The following is a 19,919-nucleotide window of genomic DNA, read 5'->3' as shown; positions in this document are numbered from 1 at the left end:
GGACTCTCACAGCTACTTGGATGGATTGGTGGTCGAGAAGATGTAGCGCGCGAAGCGCCATTGACCATCGGTTTCTCGATGCAGCAGGAAGATTTCCTGGTTGCCTTCGGAGCGGGCTTGCAGGTCGCCGGTCAGAGTTTTGACCGTTCCATCGGAGCGCGTACGAGCAAATACCCAGTCGCGTGACAGCGGTCGGATCTCATCAATGGTGAAGCGCACATCGAGCTTGATGGCGTCGAACACCTGTCGATATGCCTCGCGCACAGCCTTGCGACCTACGGCCGGAAGGCTGTTTTGCGGCATGAATACGGGATCGTCTGCATACAAGCTCATAACACCGTCGACGTCGGATGCGTTCAGTGCGGCTTCATAGTGGCTGAGTTGCTGGGTGACGGCAGTCTTCACCGCATCCTCGGAGGCGGGTTTGGCAGCCTGAGCCGTCATGGGTAGTAGAAGCGCGCTGAGAACCAGTGCGATCAATGCGGTACGCATGGCAGTACTCCCTGATGTCAGAGCAAGACGATGAGCTTGCCAAGTGCGCGATCGCTTTCCATCAAGCGGTGCGCGTGGCGGACTTCGTCGAAGGCGAAGGTTCGGGTACGGATGGAAGGAATTCGCTTGGCAGCTATTTCCTTTGCGAGCCACGGCAATGGCGTGTCCTGCAATGGCAAGGCCGGTGTCCCCAATAGGCCGCTCGGGAAGAAGTTCAGTCGCGTTCCGGCAGGCAGGTCCTGCATCAGGTGGAATTGCTCCAGTACCGGCGGGCCACCGAGCAGGCCGATGACGCTCACGACGCCGAACGGTCGCAGCGTCTTGATCGTGTCGCCCAGTGTCGCGGCGCCGACAACTTCGAGTGCGGCATCCACGCCTTGAGGGACGATTTCGCGAACACGTTGCGCAATGCCACCGTTGTCGACGACCACCTCGTCAGCCCCCATTTCGTATAGACGTTGGGTGTTCGCAGCGGTGCGCGTAGTCGCGATCACTGTTAATCCACGGGCTTTGGCATAGGTGATGGCTGCCAGGCCAACCGATGAAGTACCTCCCCGTATCAGCAAAGTCTGGCCTTGTTGAATGGCTAAACTCTTGTCAAGCGCCCCCCAAACAGTGAGATATGCCTCCGGCAACGTGGCAAGTTCTTCCCACGAGAGAGAGGTGTCGTCCAGCGAGATCACGTTGTTGCGCAGAACCGTAACCTGCTCGGCATAGCTGCCATTGCGGCTGAACTGCATGCCACCCATCGCCGTGGCCACGCGTTGGCCGGTGCGTAAGACCCCGGCGGGGTCATGGATGATTTCGCCCACGGCCTCGATGCCGGGCACCCGTGGTGTGGTGATGTCACCCATTTTGCCAGCGCGCAGATAAGTTTCTGCGCGGTTGAGGCCAAACGCACGGACGCGGATCTGCACTTCGTCCGACGTTGGCTCGGGTGACGGGATATCTCGCAGTTGCAGGACTTCCGGGCCGCCCGGTTGTTCAATCACATAAGCTTTCATGGTCGTTTCCTCAAGTACGTGGCTGGTTGGTGGCGAACAAGTACCGGTGGATCTTCCACTCGGTGTTCTCGCGTCGAAACACGAACAATTCATTGTTGCCTTCGCTCACTTCGAAATCGGCAGCGAGGATGCGGGTGCGTCCCGAGGATGAGGTGCGCACCCAAGCCCAGTTGCCCGCTTCTTCTATCTCGTGGATGTCAAAACGGACGTTGAGCTGGATGGTGTTGAATACCTGTTCGTAGCCCGCACGCACCGCATCTCGGCCGATCAGGGCAGGCGCGTGTTGTGGCATGAACACCGGATCGCTGCCATACAGGCTGAGGATGGTGTTGATATCAGCGACATTGAGGGCGTTTTCGTAGGTCTTGAGGATGGACTGAATGGTCATGAGGGCACTCCTGGTTGATTGAAACGTTGTTGTTCAAGCAAGTGAGTGCACTATCTGCTACTTGAATGTGGAAGATAATCCACGTAGGGGATAGGCTTGATCTCAAAAATGAGAGGACCACTGTTATGGATTTCAATGCCGTCCGGATGTTCGTCAGCGTGGCGCAGACCGGTAGCCTCTCAGCCGCAGCCGAGCGCCTGAACATTCCGCTACCTACCTTGAGCCGACGCATTCGTGAGCTTGAACAGCAGTTGAAGGTGCAACTGCTCGAACGTTCTGTTCGTGGTACCAAACTCACTGATTCGGGGATGCGGTTGTATGAACACGCCAGCCGCGGCATTGAGGCTTTGATTGAAGGCGAACAGGCCGTTATCAGTGATCAGGCGCATTTGAAAGGACGCTTGCGGCTGTCATTGCCGCCGTCGTTTGAACCGTGGTGGGACGTACTGTCGGCTTTCCAGCGCCGCTATCCGCAGATTCAGATCAGCGTCTACACCACCGCGCGTCGCATTGATCTCATTGAAGACGGTGTCGATGTGGCGCTGCGCGTAGGCATGATTACGCACGAGACTTTGGTTGCGCGCCGCATGCTGACCTATCGTCACCTTCTCGTGGCGAGCCCGACATTAATTGAGCGGCTAGGCGCACCCGGTACCGTCGAGGCTCTATACGGTTATCCATGTGCGGTCTGGAGCCAGGGTGCCAATGCGACATGGCAACTGGGAGGGCAGGTATTCAAACCTGACTCGATGCTGTCGACTAACGACTATGCACACCTTCGAAGTCGAGCATTAGCCGGTGATGTGGTAACGGAACTTCCGCCATTTTTGGCGGCGAGTGCCATTCGGAAAGGGACGTTACTTGCGCTACTTCCCGAGCATCCGCTACCCGAACAACAAATCAACTTGCTCTACCCGTCGCATCGACACCCGTCTGCCATTGTGCGGGCGTACCTCGACTTTTCGCAGGGGTACTTGGGGTATCTCGCGGAGGTGTCGTCTACTTCCGGGTAAGGGGCCGCTTGTGGCCGAAAGTTGCCCGTCACCTTAGTTTATATTGGCCATCGTTGGGGTTGCTGGAGCCGAGCTTGAATTCACAGTAGCCAAGCGAGTGGAGCCTGATAGGGAGACCGCTATCCGACCCCAAGCCGTCACTCGAGAATGCCCAAGACATGAATGCATTCATACACTCATGTCGTTCAGGCCCGTCTCAGATCATTGTTTAACCAAGTCCCCCGGTTTCCATGTCTTGTCGAAGAATGCCTTGGTCGGGCCGTACAGGCGCAGGATCACGAAGAAGCCTTTGCCCGGCAGGGTACGAATCCAGTTCTTGCCTTCACCCGGTGACTCGGGCCCGAAGTGCACGTCAATCGAACCGTCGGCATTCACCAAAGGTTTATCCATGGTGTTCAACGACGGGAACGGCTGGCCGTTGTCCACGCCAGACGCCGTGATTGAGTCATACACCGTCACCGACCAGAACAACGCCGCCGGGATGCCTTTGGGCAGGTTCAACGTGTAGGCGTTGCTGCCCGAGAGGAACTCGCCCTTGGCGTCGACGAAGGTGGCTGGGTACTTGGCGCCGACGTTCTCCATGTTTACCGCCATGCCCGGGCTGGCCGAGTAGGCATTGGTGAAGAAGCCGGTGCGCGGATCGATGTAGTTGAAGGTGTCGGCGGTGAACGTGGCATTGCCCGGGAAGACGTTCAGCCATTTGCGGTCCGGATACCATGTGCCATTGGTGACGATGGTTTGTGGTGTGTAGGAAGTGGCGTGACCCATTTTACTCGCGGTTTTCGCGGCTTTGTCGAGTAGGTCGCGGGTCGCTGCGTCCGGCTGGAACGGCTTGCCCTTGATGATGCCCAGGGCAGCAAGCATGCCGCGCATTTCCATGTCTTGCGGATCGACATATTCATGGTCAATGAACCGCGAAAGCATGTCGAACGCGCTGCCATCGGTGGGGTAGAGCATGTTGATCGGCGTTTTCGAGGCGTTCGGGAACTCCATCTTCCTGGCTGTGGCTTCTTTACCCAGTGGATAGATGCGCGTCTGTTCCATGAGCGTGACCGGTGCTTCCAGCTGTTTCGGGTCCTTGAAGAAACCGCGCCAGAACACAAACACGTTGTAGGTACGTGAGCGGTAGGTCAGGTAACCAGGAGGTACTTGCCCCTGGTAATCCGGTGGCAGCACCAGGTACTTGGCACCCTTGCCTTTGTCCGGGCCAGGCAGGCCGACATCGCCGCACCACTGGCGACCGTCGATCTGGCCTTCGGAGCAGATCGGGCGCTGGAAGAAGTCGTCGAGAATGCCCTGCATTCCCGGCGGCACTTCAATCACCATCGGGCCGTCCTGCTTCAGGTCCAGATAGCCCATGGCATAGATCACGTCGGAGTTCGGCGTGGTCACCAGGGTCTTGGCGTTGAGTCGGTCTTTCCAGATCGGCAGTACGTTGTAGCCGGCACCGAAGGTTTTCTCCGAGCTTTCTTTCATGGCGTACATGTTCAGTGCCGGCAGAGCCCAGATGTAGGACTGCACGCCACGCTGAAATAACAGCTCGTTCTTGAGCTGGGCCACGCCTTCAAGGGTTGGATAACCGCCAGCGAAGGGCAGATCCGCCAGTTGTTCATAGTGCGTGGCCGCCTGGGCGCCGAGGCTGACCGAAATCGCCAATGCCAGTGTGGTCAGTGTTTTGCTGGCTGCTTTCATCTTCGAAGTCCTTTTCAATTGGCTTTCACCACCGCCGGTGGCGTCCAGCTACCGTCGAGGGCGTCGGCCTGCGGCCAGTAGGCGCGAATGTACAGCGAGAAATCGGCATCTTTAGGCGCAGGCAGCCAGTTGCTTTCCTTGTCCTTGCCCGGTGATTGGCTTTGCACGTAGACGGTCAGCGAGCCGTCAGGATTGGTTTGCAGGGATTTGTTCTTGGTGCCGATGGAGTAACGCTTGAGCTCGTTGGGCGAGAAGAAGTGCTGTTCGTTGTACAGCGTCAGCGACCAGAAGCCCTTGACCGGTGGCAGCTTGCCTTTGGCGAACGTCACGCTGTAGCCGTGCTGACCGTTGAGGCGCTGGCCGCTTTCGTCCAGGTCCTGATAGAAGTATTTGGTTTCTTTCTGCTGGTTCACGAATATGTTTGAGCGTGCCACGGCGGTACGGCTGAAATAGTCGGTGCCGAACGCCGCACCGTTGCTCACGGTGCTCCAGTGATTCGGTAATTGCAGGCCATAGTTACGGAACTGCAACAGCGGGTCGATCACTTCGCTGTCGGCCTTTTTCGCCTCGTCGATCATCGCGGCACGGAGCTGCGGGTCGGCCTTGGCGATGGCAGCCAGCGCGGCCATTTGCGCATAACGGGCTTCTTCGCCCGGCAATGGCTTGGCGTCCTTGAGCAGGGCCGGCAGTTCATCGAAGAACTTTTCCGGGATCACCCACTTGGTTTCTGCTTTGCCATCCGAAGCCTGGGCCGGGAATTTCGGTAGTTTGGCCCAGTCGCGCTGTTTGACCTTGCCGTCATATTGGGACAATGGGTACATGTCGATACCGGCCAGGGCCGGTTGCACGGCCTGGCGATCGGCGGCCGTGTCGTCCTGGAATACCCGAGGAATGACGAAACCGGTATTGGTACGTGCACGGAACACTTTGGTGATACCAGCGGGCACCTTGCCGTTCCAGTCCGGGCCGACCAGCAGGTAGAAACCCGGTTGGGTGTTATACATTTTGCCCAGCTCGGCGAAGCTGTCGGAGCGCAGGTCGACCACCTGATACACCCAGAAGCGGCTGCCGAAGTCCGGCACTTGCAGCACCACTGGCTCAAGGTCCAGGGCGATGCTGCCAGCGCCGTAGACGACATCCTGGTTCGGACAGGCTACCAGCCGTTCGGCCGGGTCAATGTAGTCGCTGAGCATCGACAGCCGATTGATCGGGGCCACCGGAACGATGCCCCCCATCAAACCGGGTTCGGGCAGGTCCTTGAAGGCCTGGCGACGATTGAAAATATTGGCCATCGGCCAACCCCAGAAATACGCTTCGCGCGCCATCATTCGCACATAGGGTTCGGTAACCTTGGTACCGACGACAGGCCCCGCGACAGTCGCTTGAACCGCAGGGCTCTGGGCGGCGAGCGCTGAAGTTGCGACGAGCGTACTGACCAACGTAAGTGCAAAGAGGGTGCGGCGATGGGGCAATCGATTCATACAGCATCCTTTCTAGATGGCATTCACCTGAGTAGGTGAGTCGGCTGACAAGATAGACCATCTTCTTCGTTTAATCATGATTCTCTGGAACGGCTCATATTGGCCGAAAGCTGCCTGTGGTGAAGGGCAGCCTGGGGTCGGCAGCTGCCAGTCGCGACCGACAGAAATCAGCCCTTGCCAACGAACGCTTTCCTAGGCGTCCCCCCTAATCCGGGTAGCTCCTTCAACCAAATCATTCGCGCTAGTTTTGACCATGGACTTTCGCTCGCCCCCCACATAGGTGTGGAAACGTCGAGTCATAGCCGATCCACTACAGCGATGAGAACACCCGCATGAGCTACCAGACCATCATCTTTGCCCGACAAGGTTGCGTTGCACTCATCACGCTAAACCAGCCGGAACGCTTCAACCCGCTTAGTCTCGCCATGATCGGCGAGGTTCGCGAAGCGCTCGCGATGGTGCGCGACGACAAATCTGTGCGTGCTTTGCTGATGACTGCCAACGGTAGGCTGTTTAGCGCCGGAGCTGATCTGGGTGGGGGTGCCTTCAATGCGGGAAGTGAATCACGAGGCACGCGTGCCGGTAAGACAATGCGCGATGCGATAAATCCGTTGATCGCCGAGCTTCATGAGTTGCCCGTACCCGTGGTAATCGCCCTCAACGGCGGGGCCGCAGGCGGTGGTGTCGGTTTGGCACTCGCCGGAGACATCGTCTTTGCAGCACGATCCGTCTATTTTTACCTGCCGTTCGTGAAGAAGCTGGGGTTAGTACCTGATGCGGGGGCTTCATGGTTCCTCCAGCGCCGAATCGGTACCGCCCGAACGTTGGCATTGTGTTTGACCGGTGAGCGACTATCCGCCGAGAAAGCCGAGCAATGGGGATTGATCCACGCCTGCATCGAAGACGAAGCCTTGTCGACTACGGCCATGGAAATGGCGCAACAGCTGGCCCGCTTGCCGGCGCATGGCGTGATCGAAGCGCGCCAGATCTGCGAGGTGGCCAGCCAAAACGATCTGCGTTCGCAGCTTGACTACGAAGCAGATCGCCAGCAGGCATTGTTCGACCTGCCGGCGCTGGAGGAAGGCGTCAAAGCCTTCTTCGAAAAACGCGATCCCCGATTCTCCGGGCGCGAATAATACTTCCATGTCCCAGCCGCCCTCCACCGACAGGCGAATCCTTACATGACCACTATCAGAACCCGTATTACCGAACTGCTGGGTATCCAGTATCCAATCGTTGAAGGCGGTATGCAGTGGGTCGGGCGCGCGCAACTGGCCGCCGCTGTATCCAACGCCGGCGCTCTGGGCATGGTGACGGCGCGCACACAGCCCACACCGGACGACTTGCGCCGTGAGATTGAGCGAATCCGTGAACTGACATCCAAGCCTTTCGGCGTGAACCTCACGCTGTCGCTGACCGCCAGTGACGTGAATTACGATGGCTGGATCGACGCCATCATCAACGGTGATATTCGTATCGTCGAGACAGCCGGCAACAATCCCCAGCCCGTGATAGCGAGACTGAAAGAGCACGGCATCAAGGTTATTCACAAATGCACTTCTGTACGCCATGCACTGTCGGCGGAACGCTACGGCGCTGACGTGATTTCCATCGATGGCTTCGAAGCAGGCGGACACTGCGGTGAAGACGATGTACCTGCCCTGATCATGATCCCTGCGTTGGGTAAGGTACTGAAGATTCCCTTCATTGCTTCAGGCGGCATCGCCAATGGGCGCAGCATGGCGGCGGCGCTGATCCTTGGTGCCGACGGTGTGAATATGGGTACACGTTTTATGCTGACCCAAGAGTCCGCCATCCACGACGGCATCAAGACTGCTTTGTTAACCGCGACAGAGCGTGACACGACGCTGATCAAACGGACGCTCAAGCGAACCGCTCGTTTTTTTACCAATTCCGTTTCACAGGAAATCGTTGCTATTGAGCAGCGCCCTGGCGGCGCAACCTATGATGATTTACAGCACCTATTGTCGGGCAGCCGAGGGCTCGAAAGCCTGGAGTCGGGTGACGTCGCCGCCGGGCTTATCTGCGCCAGTCAGGTCATTGGATTGGTCGACGACATTCCAACCTGCGCCGAACTGGTAGCACGCATGATCGCCGAATGCCGGGAAGGTCTGGAGCAGACTCTGAATCGATTCGACCGATAATCGCAACGGTCACCCCCATTTCCGCCATTTACTTGCAGTTTGAGACGAGTGCCCGAAGCAATCGCCACCGAACTAAAGCTTTGGGTCGTTTTCAGCCGGTGACGACCGACAGAAATCGGCCATAAGCGGACATTTTAATCTCAGTCTCGTCCTGCTCTGACTCTGGTGGCGAATCTCTGCGATGGGCGAAAAAAAGGCGCCAAATTGGCGCCAAATTGGCGCCTTAACGTTATTACGCGACTTTGATCACTACTTTTCCAAATGCTCCCCTTGCGAGGTGTTCGTAAGCTTCTCGTGCTTTTTCGAACGGATATACCTGATCGATCACGGGACGGATCTTGTGCTCGTTGAGGAACGTGTTCATCCGGTCGAATGATGAGCGTGGCGCCACCGCGATTCCGCGAATGGTCGTCTGGCGGAAAATGAGTGGCATCAGATTGAGTTCAACGGTCTGCCCGGTCAGAAAACCGATCTGCGCAATACGCCCCGATGCCTTGGTCGCAGCGACCGATTGATTGATGCCGCTGCCGCCGGCCACATCGAGTAGCAGATCCACGCCCTTGTCTTGGGTCAGCTTCAGCACTTCTTCCGCCCAGTTCGGAGTCGTTCTGTAGTTGATGCCCGCCACGGCCCCCAGACCCTTCACGGTTTGCAAATTCTGGTCGCTGCTCGATGTTGCAATTACCTTCGCGCCAAGCGCAGTAGCGATCTGCACGGCGAATATCGATACGCCCCCAGTGCCTTGAACTAATACGGTTTGGCCCGGTTGGATTTGTCCAAAGTCCACCAGCGAATACCAAGCTGTGAGTGCAGCAATAGGAAGCGTTGCCGCCTCTTCGTCGCTCATGTTGTCGGGTGCACTGACGGCGCTGTCTTCATGGATGATCATGTATTCGGCCAAACCGCCGGGCAACGGCGAACCGAAGCAGTAATCGGGTTCGTTCGGCCCTGGCTCGCCATCCAGCCAGCGAGAGTAAAGATGGGAGTTGACGCGATCACCGACTTTAAAGCGCGTGACGTTTTCACCAATAGCTACCACCGAGCCGGCGGCATCGCTCACGGGGATCAACGGTTTGGGCACCCTGTGCGGTTCATAAATGCCGTCGACGATAGCCTTGTCGCGAAAGTTGAGCGAGACAGCACCGACCTTTACCAGCAACTCGCCAGCCTTGGGTTGCGGGGTGGCTACCTCTCCCAATTGCAGGTTTTCCAGTCCGAAATCTTTCAATAACCAAGCTTTCATTGCGAATCTCCAAATACACATAATGGCCTCGAACCAGAGCCGGTTCCGCCTTGGGTGCATTTTTCGCCGTTGAGGGCGCGTAATAAATGCGTGGAAAAAGACATGATTGTTCTATTCTTTGATAACAATCATGTTCAACCTCTTGATTCAGTCGGGTGTTCATAGGAAAGCGTCATGGAATTGCTTCAATCGATGCGACTGTTCGCCAGGCTTGCCGAACTGGGCAGTTTTACCAGAGCCGCCGAATCGCTAGACATTGGGCGACCTCAGGTCACTCGGTATATCCAGGAGCTGGAAACGTCATTGGGCGTGCGCTTGTTCCAGCGCACCACGAGAAAGGTGGCACTCACCGCTGAGGGCGAAAGGTTCTATGTGCGGGTACAGGAAATTCTGGCGGGTATTTCTGCTGCGACCTCAATGTTCGACCGATCAGGAGCAACGCTCACAGGCCGGCTTCGGGTCGATATTCCAAGCGCCTTCGCGCAGATGAAATTCATCAATAGCCTTAAAGAATTCACCGTCTCCTACCCAAGTATCAACATGGTTCTGGGCGTGACTGATCGGGCCGTCGATTTGATCGGTGAAGGCATCGATTGTGCGTTGCGTATCGGCGAACTACCGGATTCGACCTTGATCGCTCGCCCTATCGCGATGGCGACGATGGTGACATGTGCCGCGCCCGATTATTTGAACGAGCATGGCGAACCCAAGACACTCGACGATCTGGCCTCCCATCGAGGCGTCAACTTCTTGTCCGGTCAGAGCAACAGAACATTACCCTGGCATTTTTCGGTGAAAGGTCAGGATCGATCCTTTGTGCCTGATGCCGGCATCACCGTCACCGAGTCGAATGCGTACGTTCAGTGTGGCGTGTCGGGTTTCGGAATAATCCAGGCCCCCGGGATTACCGTGTCCGAGCATTTGGCCAGTCGCGGTCTGGTGGAGATTCTAAAACCCTATCGGCCAGCCCCTCGCCCTGTGTCGTTGCTATACCCGAGCCGGACTCATCTGGCCCCCCAGGTTCAAGCATTTATTGAGTGGCTGCAAAAGCGTATTCCGCAGCTTCATTCTGACTGGCTGCAAGCATAGCGATTATTGAACCCCGTAAACGGTGACTACGGGGCGGAAGCGGTCACTCATGAACGTCTGCTCCTGGGCCGAAAGCTGCCCGTCACCTTAGTTTATATTGGCCATCGTTGGGGTTGCTCAAGCCTAGCTTGATTTCACAGCAGCCAAGAGTGGAGCTTGCAGGGAAGGCAAGCTTCGAACCAATGCGGACGCTGACCAGCATTGGGTTAAGGGCCAGTCTTTGTCCCTTTCCAGTGAGTGAAGCGAAAGGTTTGAAGCAGTTGTTATGCGTGTTTTATTAACCGTTTCTTTAAATGATACAGGTTAGTCCCGATTGGCCGATCCTCAAGAACGCCATAAAGCTCATACCCATGCCGCTCATAGAACTGTTTAGCATCAACGGTTTTCAAGAATGCGACTACTGCCCCATTGTTGGCGCCAAACGTTTCTGCTTTTTCCAATAGCATGGAACCGACCTTTCTACCGCGATGAGATTCCTTCACCCAGAAGGTATCAATTTCCAAGCCATCCCAGTAACAATTACAGCTTATTGCGCCGATGTAGTCGCCTACTTCATCGTGCGCGACCACCATGAATTTTTTATCTTCAGATTCTGGCGGTAGATTTGGATATTGAATTCGAAGGTATTCTGAAAACCTATTATTCAGAACTCCCTGATCCTTTTCGGTGGGTGAATCCAATATATCAACCTTGATTTCCACTTTATTGCTCCGATCACTCAACGTATGGGAAAAAGCGGATGTCGAGACTCCGCAGCCGTTTGCTCAAGCGTTCAGGTATGCCCGAGGCTCACGTCCGACGCGCCATCAACAGCACACTTGCCGCCGCCGCCAACAGCCCGGCGCAGCACCGATTGAAAATCCGTTTGCCACGGGGCTGGCTGAACCAGCGGCGCATGTGCAGCCCCATGTAGGCGTATGAGGCGATGGCAACCCACTCCAGGGCCAGGAACAGCGCGCCCAGCAAGGCAAACTGCGGGGTCACCGCCTGGCTGGGGTCGACGAACTGCGGCAGGAAGGCGGTGAATATCAGGATCGCTTTGGGGTTGCCGGCTGCCACCAAAAACTCTTGCCGGGCCAGCGCCAGCAACCCCGCCTCAGGGCGTTTGGTTGCGGTTTCGACCTGGGGATCGGCGGTCCACAGTTGCCAGGCGAGGTACAGCAGGTAAGCCGCACCGACGATTTTGATCCCGTAGAACAGCCACTCCGACGTCTGCAGCACCACCGCCAGGCCGGCGGAGGCGAGGGCGATCATGCCGGCGAATGCCAGTAGCCGCCCGATCCCGGCCAGGCACGAGGTGCGGTAGCCATAGCGGGTAGCGTTGCTGACCGACAACAGATTGTTCGGCCCCGGCGCCATGTTCAAGGCGAAGCAGGCGGGGAGGAACAGGGTGAGGGTGGCGAGGTCCATAGGCGATTGCGTCCGTAGTCGGGGGTTGGTTCACTCTGTAGGAGCCGCCGGGTGGGGCTCCGTTTGCTTGCGATGAACGTCATCGATGACGCGTATTGTCTGAATCAACGCGTTGTTCTTCAGTTCATCGCGAGCAGGCTCGCTCCCACAGTTGTCTGTGTAGGTGCGGTATCTCACCGATGTTCCGCGGCCAACATTGCCCTGAACTGTGCAATGGTCTCTGCAGACAGCCCGGCAGCTTCGAACACCGCGCAGGTGAAGCTGACGGGGGCCGGGCCGGGCGCTGTAATGATGCGATCTGCAACTATCGCGACCGGACTGCTTCGATAAAACGAGTGCCCCGCGTAACCTTGAGCATTGTCTTGCAGGAAGGCAGGGCTGTTCGAGGTATGCGGCACTGTGTCGAGAAGCCCGGCTCTGGCAAGCGCCAGCGTTCCCCCACAGATACCGGCAATGCTCGCTCCTCGTGAGCGACTGGTTTGAAGAAAGCCTGAAATGTCCGGCGCCAACGCACCTTCCCAGACAGTTCCTCCAATGACCACCACAACATCCGGTTGCCAATCCAGGCAGTGCTGCAAACTGCTCTCGACGGTGACAGCCAATCCGCCCTGTGAGTGGAACTGCCCCACAGCAGGCGCGAAAAACCTGACGTCGATCCCGTAGAACGGCGACCCAGTTCCTGCAATGAATGCATATTCCCAGTCTGCAAAACCGGGTGTCAGTATCAAACTTACGCGTGCCATCAGCCAGACTCCTCCATGAATGCCAGTAATCTAAGGTGCAAGTAAACAGACATCAAGGGCGGCAATGGGGGGCGGGCTGTCGTAGTGACCCGTGCAGTCAGGTCACTACGATGGTGCAGCTTTCACTTCGCCTGAGTGATACCTGGGGGTGACCAAGTGCCGGAACCCGCTGGAAGAATCGAAGGTGGCGTGGCTTTCGGCCAATACAGGCGCAGCACCAGATAGGCCGTGTCGTCAGGCGCGGGCAACCAATTGGACTCCTTGGACGTGCCCGGCGAATCCTTCTGGATGTACAGCGTCAGCGAACCATCGGCATTCTTCTTCATGGCCGACAGCATCGGCGAGTTGATCAGGTAGCGGTCGAGCGGATTGTTGATCAGCAGCTGGCTCTTGCCGTCGTACATGGTCACCGACCAGAACGCATTGACGGGAGGCAGTTTGCCGGCAGGGAAGGTGAGCGTGTAGTTGTGTTTGCCGGTATTCAACGTCTGGCCGTTGCCGTCAGTACGTGTGAAGGGATACATGGCCTCGACGGCGTTATTACCGTAGATACCGCCCTTCGCAGCGCCAGCCCGCATCAGCCAGTTGTCTTTGTAGAACGCCTGGTCGCCGAAGAACGCGCCGATGTTCCAGCCGTTGATATTTTTCATGCCACTAGAGAGAAATTTGTCGACCTTCTCGTCGCCGGCCTTCATCCCCAGCAAGACCACGGCCTTGTGTTCGAGCGAGAGGTCCTTGAACTCGAAGCTCCGGCCCGGACCTACGCCGATGCTGGCCAGCCTGGCACGGATCTCCTTGTCGTAGGCCGATGGCGGCACATACTCCAACGCGGCCGACAGGTACTCGAAGAAGTTGGCCTTGATGCCCTCTGTCGTCGCCGGCAAGAAATCAATCTTCGGCGCAGCGGGCGGCGCGGGTTGATGGAGGAAGGCAGACAGCGGCTGGATCTTGTAGCTCGCCTGCAGCTTCTCGACATTCGGCATGTCGGCCGGATTGAACAGCTGGGTGCGGATCAGCGTCAGCGCGAAGGGCGTCGTGGAGTTGAACACCTTGTGAATGCCAGGGGGCAGCGCACCCTTCCAGTCGGGGCCTGCGATCAGATAGCTCCCGGGTGCGCCGGCCGTTGCCCGGCTCCCGATGTAACCGTAGTTATAGGTGTTGCCGTCAATCAACTGAACCGAGTAGTAGCGTTTTTTGGGCACCGCCGGCACGGTGATCACCAGCGGCTCTGCGCGCAGGTCGGCCCAGAGTATCGAGTACGGAGTGTCGCTGTTTGGCGTAATGACAGCCGTATCGGCGGGAGTAGAAACCCGATGCTCATTGCGCAGTTGATTGAAGGGCGCCTTGAACTGGCTGGACTGTGAGTCCACCGCGAACTCGTTCATCACGGCGTAGTTCATGACCAGCGGCAAGCCGTAGATAAAACCTTCCTCGGCGATCGCCTTGGTCTGCTCCAGACTGGGTGCGGGTACGCCCTTGGCCACATCGGCCTGGTCTGCCTGCGTGATCGGATCGGTCTTGCTCGCACACCCTGCAAAAAGCGTTGAACCCACGACGACTGCCGCCGCCATTGTCCAGCCTCGGTTAAACTTCCTGTTCATTTGCACCTCGTCAGTGTTGAGCAAGCAATTGCCGTGAGTGTTCAGGCTCCCATCCAGGCCGCAGCTCAACTGAAACTCAGGATTGTCTCCCGACTAAGTAAATCCGGCGGTAAAGCGCCAACTCAGCCGCCCAGGGAGTGTAGATCAGCCAAAACCCTTTAACCCCGAATCAAGGACGATGCATGAAACCAGTCGAGATTCACCACATCACCCACCTGCCGCCACAGATCCTGGCCTTGGAAAAAGAGGCCGTTGGAGAGGGTTTCAGATTTCTCACTCGGCTGATTGGCGAATGGCACTGCGGGGCGAATCGCTTCGATGCACCCGGGGAATGTCTCATGGCGGCGTATTTCGACCAGCAACTGATAGGCATCGGCGGCCTTTCAGTTGATCCCTATGGCCAGACCAATACGGCAAGGCTGCGACGGGTTTACGTCGCAGCTTCTTCAAGGGGGCAGCACGTCGGTCAAAGGCTAGTAAAAGCGCTGCTCGCACATGCCGCTCTGCGCTTTCAGAGCGTGCGTCTGAGCACCGATACGCCCTCAGGAGACGCGTTTTACCTGCACTGCGGTTTTGTGCGAACAGAGGATATCCATGCCACTCACATCATGCTGCTAGGCGACACTTGAACAAGTCTATCGGCCAGATTCATGCCGGCCGCGAGGTAAACACCAGGCGAGCCGCAAGCAACACCAATACCAATGCCAGGCCCCGCGACTGCCACTTCGCGGACTGGCTTTTGTCGGACACGTAACCGCGGATTACTCCCCCGACCAGGCCCAACGCGACGTGGAAAACGCTCGCGATCAGGGTCAACACCAGCCCCAGGACCACGATTTGCTGTGCGACCGTAGAACTGCCCTGAACAACGAACTGCGGCAAAAACACCATGAAGAACAGCAGTGCTTTCGGGTTGAGCAATGAGTTCAGCAGCGCCCGGATGAACACCGACATCAGCGAGGCCTGGATAGCGGAGTGTGGTGGCACGCCGGCATGCGCCCGTATGGCCTTCCAGGCCATCCAGAGCAGATAGAACGCACCGGCCCAGCGGATCAGGTCGAACGACGGTGGCCACTGTGCTATTGCGGCCGTGAGACCGGCTGCGGTGAGCGCGGTCAATACCAGGTCAGCTGCACCAATGCCCAAAGCAGCAACGACGCCGCCACGCCAGCCGTAGCTCGCGCCGTGCGCAATCACGAAGGCCATGTTGGGGCCGGGAGACATCAGCAACAGCAACACCGCCCCCGCGAACAGCAGTAGCGTCGATGGCTCTACCATGTGTGCTCCAGATCGCCGCGATAGACGATGTGCAGCTTGTTGCCATCAGGGTCGCGCAGGTAGGCACCGTAGTAGCCCTCGCCATACCAGGGCCGCTCACCCGGAGTGCCTTCATCAGTACCGCCGTGGAGAATCCCCGCGGTGTACGCCGCGCGTACGCTGTCAGGCGTCTCGGCATGAAACGCGAGCATGCTGCCATTGCCCGCCGTGGCCGCAAGGCCATCACGCGGCAAGTAGACATAGAACCTCGGCAGTGTGCGCGTCGGATGCACCCAGCAAGCCGAGGCGGGGCCTCCATCCGGGGTCACCGCTCGGCGGATCAGCCCGAGTGGCGCAAGTACGGCGTCATAAAAAGCCGCCGCTGTTTCGAGGTCGGTGCATCCCACAGTAACGTGACTGAACATCTCTCAATCGATTCGACGCCACTGGAACGGTTGTGTCCTGCGTGCCGAACTCGCCTCCTTGTTTTGTGTGGGAGTGGAGCCTACGCTCGGCACCTGATACACACAAAGAATTGTTCTAGGTACATTGAATGACGATGCCACGCTACAAAACCATTGCTGACCAGCTAGCAGAAAATATTCGCAGCGGACGTTTGCGCCCTGGAACCCAACTGCCGACGGTACGCAGCTTGATGGGCGAACATGGGATTGCGCTTGCGACAGCCGCGCGGGTTTACCGCACGTTGGAATCGATGGGCCTGGTGGTGGGTGAAATGGGCCGTGGCACCTTCGTGCGCGACACCTCTGTGCCACGCGACCTTGGTCTGCAACCGGCATCCGAAGCTGGAATAATTGACCTGGCCTTCAATAGTCCAGCGGTTCCCGGACAAGCCGAGTTGCTGAGGCAGGCACTGCGCAGCCTCGCATTGTCGGGCGATCTGGACGCCTTGTTGCGCAACGCCCCCCATGGCGGGCGTGCGCATGAACGAGAAATCGCGGCGAAACACCTGCGCAATCGAGGGATACGCGTCCCCGGATCACAAGTGTTGATCGTCAATGGCGCGCAGCAAGGGCTGGCGCTCGCGATGATGGCGCTACTCAAGCCGGGCGATGTACTCGCGGTCGACGCGCTCACCTACCCGGGCATCAAAGCGCTGGCCGTCGCCCATCGCATTGAACTCCTGCCGATACCCTTGGCTGATGGCAAGACCAATCTCGACGCGCTCGCGGCAAGTTGCAAGCGGCGTCCGGTACGTGCGTTTTATGCGATGCCGACCCTGCACAATCCGCTGGGATCGATCATGCCGGCCACCGACCGCAAGCGCTTGGTCGCGCTGGCCGAGGAACACGATTTTGCTTTGATCGAGGACGGCGCCTATGCGTTTCTAGCCGAGCCGGCGCCGAAGCCGTTGTTCATGCTCGCACCGAATCGCACGATCTACGTTTCCGGCCTTTCCAAAAGCGTCGCCTCGGGCTTGCGTATCGGCTTCATCGCAGCGCCTGTATCGCTGATCCCAGCGCTCGAGCAAGCCGTGCGAGCTTCCACCTGGAGTTCGCCATCGCTCACCGTCGAACTGGCGTGTCGCTGGATCGAAGAAGGTGTGGTGGATGACCTGGAACAATTGAAGCGCAAAGACGCCGCGCATAGGCAACGACTGGCCCGCCGCATTTTCGCCGGCATCAACCTGCTCGCCCATCCAAACGCCTACTTCCTGTGGCTGCCGTTGCCCGAAGACATGCGGGCCGAGAGCATTGCTGCTGCATTGCGCCGCGACAACATCCTGGTGACGACAGCAGAGCCGTTTTCTGCGGCCTCCCATGCGCCTAATGCGCTGCGCGTGGCGCTGGGATCGGTGCCTGTTGCAACGCTTGAACTCGCCCTGGAAAAAGTCAGAGTTGCCTGCGGCTATTAGTTTGAGTTCTCGCGACTGACCTGCGCCGGGCTCTCGATTGCAGCGCTAGAAGCTCTCAAGACTGGCTTTGATTCCAGCTCGTCCAGCCAGCTCGATAACTTCTTCCAGCCGATCAGAGCCAACAATCACACCTTCGTAATTGTCACCTGTGCAGTCCAGGTGAAGATAACGTTTGCCGAACCGAGCTAGCCACTGATCAAGCTTGTCGAGCACTTCTGGCATCGAGGCCGCGTCTCCCCTCACATAAGCGTAGGGTTCTTTCAAACCACTGGCACTGACCAAATAGGGAGCTTGATACTCAAACACGTCATAACCCTGCCACTCCACGCTAAGGAGCACCAGGGTTTCAAGCTTTTGTCCCTTTGGGTCATTCAGAAACCCTTCCGCCAGGGCACTCGGTGCGTCATCTCCCATCGCGTATCGACGCATAACGCGCCTGACCAGCCTGGCACCTTCTTTTTCCGGAACGACAGCGACCAGCGCTTGGGCAAAAGCCTCAAGTGCTTTTTTCTGGGAGGGATCGCTTCGCTCGGGTCGCAGTTCTTTCATGATGGCGGAAGCGCTGAGGTTGGTTTCCTCAGGTGGTGGCATGGTAAATCGTCCACCAAACAAGCGATCTAAAAAACCCATGTCAGTCCTTGTGGTTAGTTGCGGAAAACCATCTGGTTGCGGACTTGCGTCGATGATGATTGTGGGGCCGCTCAATGGCGGGCTTCGTAATCGGCCTCGCCTATGGTGCGTGGCCAAAACCCTTGCGCAATTCGTCTTCAAGCTTTCGACAGGTTTCTTCAATAATGGTTTTGCCGACTTCCGGGCCAGAGTAGCTGTCTACTTGCTGACGGCATAGTTCGCTGGCCTCTCGGGCCTGGATTATTTCCTTGTCCTGCGAGCTGTTACTGACAAAAAAACCGAAAGACAAATACAAGGCGATGGCGATAACGCTGCCGACGAGGACCTTGCTGGCCGGGCCCATTCTCGTTACTGATGATAGCGGCCCCCAAGGCGGGATTTGTATTTTCTGCCTTAGGTCGGATCGGCAGTGTTTGCACAAAATGGCTTCAGTCATGATGGCTTCCGCGCAGTAAGGGCAACTCTTTTTTCCAGCGTCCACAGATGAAACTCCTTTTTCAAAAGAGAATTCTATCATTGGGCCTGAGGGGGGGAGGAGGGGCGGGGCTGTGTGTTCCACCAAGAGGTTTTATGGGGGGCGTACTGGCAGACCCGCTTCAATTGCTCGCAGTGGGCATGGAAAAGTCGATTGTGAGAGTCCGCTGTTGGCCGTTTTCTGCTGGGCGCAACTGGCGGAAATCGAGCCAAAGCTGTCGGTGGTGACAGGTAGAGAACGGCCGATTCTGTTGAAAAAGTAGCTCCCCTTTCTGGCCTGCGGCAAAATTGCTTCATTGGCCGGCGCGGGATCACACAGCATGATGGGACAGTTATCGAGTGGGCGCCACGCTGAACCGTGGCAGGTCGCGTTGAATTCTTATGGCGCCTTCAGAGGCAATCAGGTCCATCTCACAGCTCCTTTACAACAGTGATATCGGCGTTGGGCTGGCCTGTTCGCGAGGTGGCGATAACGGCGCCGACGATAATCAGCAGTGCGGGAATAATCAGGATCGGGCTGGCATGGCTTTGCCCTATGGCCACCAGCAGCAGGGTCGAGATCAGAGGGGCCAGATAGGAGAGAGCGCCGAGCATCGCCAGGCTGCCGTGCTTGGTGGCGTGGTCCCAGGCGAAAAACGCCAGGCCCACCGGCCCCAGGCCAAGGCCGACGATGGCCGCCCATTGCCCGGTGCTTGGAATGACCGCGGTTTCAAACGCCAGATGGCAGACCAGGCCGGCCACTGCGACGAGGCCACAGATACCACCAATGATGCTGCTTGGCACGTCGCTGAAGCGGCGGTTGATCACCGAATAGGACGACCAGACCAGCGCGCAGGCGAAGGCGGCCAGGTAGCCGGCTACCGGCATGGCGGCGGCTTCACCCGAGGCGCGCTGTTGCATGATGAACGCCGTACCGGCCAACCCCAGCAACGCGCCGAGCAATTGGCGTTTGCGCAGCCGTTCCCCCGCGCTGAAGGCCGAGAGCAGCACAATCAACAATGGCCACAGGTAGGCGATCAGGCTCGCCTCGGTAGCCGGGGCAGCCTTGAGGGCGAAAAAATACAGCGCGTGGTAGGCGAATATCCCGAGAAAACCGACCGCCCATACCGACCAGGGCTGACGCCAACTGCGAAACCCCGCCATGCCGTTGCGGCCGAGGATGCACAGGCTCGCCACAAACGCGACGGCAAAACTCAGGGTCAGCAGTTGGAAGGGTGGAATGCCTTCGGTGAGGCTGGTCAGCAACGCCAGGCATGACCACAGCAACACCGCGATCACGCCGATGGCGGTGGCCGAGGCTGCGGCTCTGACAGACACCTGTGTTTTGGCAGTGTGCGTCGCTTCGGTCATCTACGCCCCGT

General features: G+C 57.9%; 20 protein-coding genes and 1 pseudogene. 6 read left to right on the top strand and 15 right to left on the bottom strand.

Annotated elements, in window-relative coordinates; genetic code table 11:
• Positions 1-12: 12 nt before the first annotated feature.
• From ACM6IP_RS01925 to ACM6IP_RS01915, 3 genes are read right to left on the bottom strand one after another with little or no spacing between them, the layout of a single operon-like run.
• Positions 13-492: a YybH family protein gene (locus ACM6IP_RS01925; protein ID WP_414860841.1), complete on the bottom strand. Its 480-nt coding sequence runs from the start codon at positions 490-492 to the stop codon at positions 13-15.
• A gap of 17 nt (positions 493-509) precedes the next feature.
• Positions 510-1,496: a zinc-binding alcohol dehydrogenase family protein gene (locus ACM6IP_RS01920; RefSeq protein ID WP_414860840.1), complete on the bottom strand. Its 987-nt coding sequence runs from the start codon at positions 1,494-1,496 to the stop codon at positions 510-512.
• 10 nt (positions 1,497-1,506) lie between these two features.
• Positions 1,507-1,884 carry a YybH family protein gene (locus tag ACM6IP_RS01915; RefSeq protein ID WP_414860839.1) on the bottom strand — a complete coding sequence of 126 codons (378 nt, stop codon included), beginning with the start codon at positions 1,882-1,884 and terminating at the stop codon, positions 1,507-1,509.
• Positions 1,885-2,009: 125 nt separating this feature from the next.
• Here ACM6IP_RS01915 and ACM6IP_RS01910 point away from each other — a divergent pair, with 125 nt between their 5' ends.
• On the top strand, positions 2,010-2,897 hold the full coding sequence (locus tag ACM6IP_RS01910) for a LysR family transcriptional regulator (RefSeq protein ID WP_414860838.1): 888 nt from the start codon (positions 2,010-2,012) through the stop codon (positions 2,895-2,897).
• A gap of 201 nt (positions 2,898-3,098) precedes the next feature.
• Here the strand turns inward: ACM6IP_RS01910 and ACM6IP_RS01905 are convergent, their stop codons facing one another.
• Both ACM6IP_RS01905 and ACM6IP_RS01900 read right to left on the bottom strand, forming a co-directional pair.
• Entirely contained in the window at positions 3,099-4,589 is a 1,491-nt protein-coding gene (locus tag ACM6IP_RS01905) for a DUF1254 domain-containing protein (protein ID WP_414860837.1), read from the bottom strand.
• Positions 4,590-4,603: 14 nt separating this feature from the next.
• On the bottom strand, positions 4,604-6,070 hold the full coding sequence (locus ACM6IP_RS01900; RefSeq protein ID WP_414860836.1) for a DUF1254 domain-containing protein: 1,467 nt from the start codon (positions 6,068-6,070) through the stop codon (positions 4,604-4,606).
• A 332-nt stretch (positions 6,071-6,402) separates the two neighbouring features.
• Between ACM6IP_RS01900 and ACM6IP_RS01895 the strand changes: the two genes are divergently transcribed.
• Together ACM6IP_RS01895 and ACM6IP_RS01890 are read left to right on the top strand one after the other, a co-directional pair.
• Positions 6,403-7,206, top strand: coding sequence for an enoyl-CoA hydratase-related protein (locus tag ACM6IP_RS01895; RefSeq protein WP_414860835.1), 804 nt, complete (start codon positions 6,403-6,405; stop codon positions 7,204-7,206).
• Between the two features lie 42 nt (positions 7,207-7,248).
• Positions 7,249-8,235, top strand: a pseudogene (locus tag ACM6IP_RS01890) (NAD(P)H-dependent flavin oxidoreductase); the annotation flags it as partial.
• A gap of 232 nt (positions 8,236-8,467) precedes the next feature.
• Here the strand turns inward: ACM6IP_RS01890 and ACM6IP_RS01885 are convergent.
• Positions 8,468-9,478 (bottom strand): zinc-dependent alcohol dehydrogenase family protein, encoded by a 1,011-nt coding sequence (locus ACM6IP_RS01885; protein WP_414860834.1) that lies wholly within the window; start codon positions 9,476-9,478, stop codon positions 8,468-8,470.
• 174 nt (positions 9,479-9,652) lie between these two features.
• Between ACM6IP_RS01885 and ACM6IP_RS01880 the strand changes: the two genes are divergently transcribed.
• Positions 9,653-10,567, top strand: a complete 915-nt coding sequence (locus ACM6IP_RS01880) for a LysR family transcriptional regulator (RefSeq protein WP_414860833.1) — start codon at positions 9,653-9,655, stop codon at positions 10,565-10,567.
• 263 nt (positions 10,568-10,830) lie between these two features.
• Here the strand turns inward: ACM6IP_RS01880 and ACM6IP_RS01875 are convergent, their stop codons facing one another.
• The 4 genes from ACM6IP_RS01875 to ACM6IP_RS01860 form a co-directional block, all read right to left on the bottom strand.
• The gene (locus tag ACM6IP_RS01875; protein ID WP_414860832.1) at positions 10,831-11,268 is read right to left on the bottom strand and encodes a GNAT family N-acetyltransferase; all 438 of its coding nucleotides are present in this window, start codon (positions 11,266-11,268) and stop codon (positions 10,831-10,833) included.
• 88 nt (positions 11,269-11,356) lie between these two features.
• Positions 11,357-11,977 (bottom strand): LysE family translocator, encoded by a 621-nt coding sequence (locus tag ACM6IP_RS01870; RefSeq protein ID WP_414860831.1) that lies wholly within the window; start codon positions 11,975-11,977, stop codon positions 11,357-11,359.
• 173 nt (positions 11,978-12,150) lie between these two features.
• Positions 12,151-12,720, bottom strand: coding sequence for a DJ-1/PfpI family protein (locus ACM6IP_RS01865; RefSeq protein ID WP_414860830.1), 570 nt, complete (start codon positions 12,718-12,720; stop codon positions 12,151-12,153).
• A 122-nt stretch (positions 12,721-12,842) separates the two neighbouring features.
• Positions 12,843-14,321, bottom strand: coding sequence for a DUF1254 domain-containing protein (locus ACM6IP_RS01860; RefSeq protein WP_414860829.1), 1,479 nt, complete (start codon positions 14,319-14,321; stop codon positions 12,843-12,845).
• Between the two features lie 182 nt (positions 14,322-14,503).
• Between ACM6IP_RS01860 and ACM6IP_RS01855 the strand changes: the two genes are divergently transcribed.
• Positions 14,504-14,950 (top strand): GNAT family N-acetyltransferase, encoded by a 447-nt coding sequence (locus ACM6IP_RS01855; protein WP_414860828.1) that lies wholly within the window; start codon positions 14,504-14,506, stop codon positions 14,948-14,950.
• A gap of 19 nt (positions 14,951-14,969) precedes the next feature.
• On the opposite strand, the gene ACM6IP_RS01850 is transcribed toward ACM6IP_RS01855, so the two are convergent.
• On the bottom strand, positions 14,970-15,599 hold the full coding sequence (locus ACM6IP_RS01850) for a LysE family translocator (protein ID WP_414860827.1): 630 nt from the start codon (positions 15,597-15,599) through the stop codon (positions 14,970-14,972).
• Entirely contained in the window at positions 15,593-16,003 is a 411-nt protein-coding gene (locus ACM6IP_RS01845; RefSeq protein ID WP_095170723.1) for a VOC family protein, read from the bottom strand. The genes ACM6IP_RS01850 and ACM6IP_RS01845 overlap by 7 nt, the downstream gene beginning before the upstream one ends.
• A 128-nt stretch (positions 16,004-16,131) precedes the next feature.
• Here ACM6IP_RS01845 and ACM6IP_RS01840 point away from each other — a divergent pair, with 128 nt between their 5' ends.
• Positions 16,132-17,454, top strand: coding sequence for a PLP-dependent aminotransferase family protein (locus ACM6IP_RS01840; protein ID WP_414860826.1), 1,323 nt, complete (start codon positions 16,132-16,134; stop codon positions 17,452-17,454).
• Between the two features lie 45 nt (positions 17,455-17,499).
• Here the strand turns inward: ACM6IP_RS01840 and ACM6IP_RS01835 are convergent, their stop codons facing one another.
• The 3 genes from ACM6IP_RS01835 to ACM6IP_RS01825 all read right to left on the bottom strand — a co-directional run bounded on the left by ACM6IP_RS01835 (position 17,500) and on the right by ACM6IP_RS01825 (position 19,908).
• Positions 17,500-18,084, bottom strand: coding sequence for a hypothetical protein (locus tag ACM6IP_RS01835; RefSeq protein WP_414860825.1), 585 nt, complete (start codon positions 18,082-18,084; stop codon positions 17,500-17,502).
• Positions 18,085-18,184: 100 nt separating this feature from the next.
• The gene (locus ACM6IP_RS01830) at positions 18,185-18,520 is read right to left on the bottom strand and encodes a hypothetical protein (RefSeq protein ID WP_414860824.1); all 336 of its coding nucleotides are present in this window, start codon (positions 18,518-18,520) and stop codon (positions 18,185-18,187) included.
• Positions 18,521-18,969: 449 nt separating this feature from the next.
• The gene (locus tag ACM6IP_RS01825; protein ID WP_414860823.1) at positions 18,970-19,908 is read right to left on the bottom strand and encodes a DMT family transporter; all 939 of its coding nucleotides are present in this window, start codon (positions 19,906-19,908) and stop codon (positions 18,970-18,972) included.
• Between the last annotated feature and the right edge of the window lie 11 nt (positions 19,909-19,919).

Origin of the sequence: Pseudomonas sp. IT-P176, from assembly GCF_949767245.1 — a bacterium.
Taxonomy (GTDB): domain Bacteria; phylum Pseudomonadota; class Gammaproteobacteria; order Pseudomonadales; family Pseudomonadaceae; genus Aquipseudomonas.
The sequence above is the reverse complement of the archived record's forward strand: the minus strand, read 5'-3'. Positions and strand labels throughout refer to the sequence as shown.